Annotated in this window: 1 protein-coding gene; it reads left to right on the forward strand. The window is 70.9% G+C overall.

Annotated elements, in window-relative coordinates; genetic code table 11:
- On the forward strand, nt 1-1,016 hold a 1,016-nt coding region (gene xylB / locus G3N99_RS40805; protein WP_206125262.1), incomplete at both ends, for a xylulokinase.

Here is a 1,016-nt window from a genome sequence, read left to right on the forward strand (position 1 = left end):
CGCGACCCTGCGCGAGCGGCACCGTCAGGCATTCGCGGCCGTGCGCGGCATCGGCCTGTCGGGCCAGATGCACGGCGCCGTGCTGCTCGGGCTCGACGACCGCGTGCTGCGCCCCGCGATCCTGTGGAACGACATGCGCAGCGCCGACGAATGCGCGCTGCTCACCGAACGCGCGCCCGATCTCCACGCACTGGCCGGCAATCTCGCGATGCCGGGCTTCACCGCGCCGAAACTGCTGTGGGTCGCGAAGCACGAACCCGACGTGTTCGCAGCGACCGCCTGCGTGCTGATGCCGAAGGATTACCTGCGGTTCCGGCTGACCGGCGCGAAGGTGTCCGATCCGTCGGACGCGGCCGGCACGCTGTGGCTCGACGTCGCGCGCCGCGACTGGTCCGACGCGCTGCTCGCCGCATGCGGGATGACGCGTGACCAGATGCCGCGCATCGTCGAAGGCAATGCGCCGTCCGGCACGCTGCGTGCCGACATCGCACGCGAACTCGGGCTGTCGGAAGCCGTCGTGGTGGCCGGCGGCGGTGGCGACAACGCGACGAGCGCGCTCGGCATCGGCGCGATCCATGCAGGCGACGGCTTCGTATCGCTCGGCACGTCGGGCGTGCTGAGCGTGGTCGGCGATCGCTTCATGCCGAACCCCGCATCGGCCGTGCATGCGTTCTGCCATGCGATTCCCGATCGCTGGCAATTGATGAGCGTCGTGCTGTCGGCTGCGAGCTGCCTGCGCTGGGTCTGCAAGCTGACCGGCACCGACGAGCCCGCACTGCTCGCCGAAGTCGAGTCGCTCGACGCCGGCGCGCTCGCGACGGCGCCGCTGTTCCTGCCCTACCTGTCCGGCGAGCGCACGCCGCACAACGACCCGTACGCGCAGGGCGTGTTCTTCGGGATGACGCATGCGACCGAACGCGCGCACCTCGGCTACGCGGTGCTCGAAGGCGTGACGCTCGGCCTCGCCGACGGTCTCGACGCGCTGCATGCGGCCGGCGTCGAAACCGACCAGCTGT

It is taken from the genome of Burkholderia sp. Ac-20392, assembly GCF_017104585.1.
GTDB classification, from domain to species: Bacteria; Pseudomonadota; Gammaproteobacteria; order Burkholderiales; family Burkholderiaceae; genus Burkholderia; species Burkholderia lata.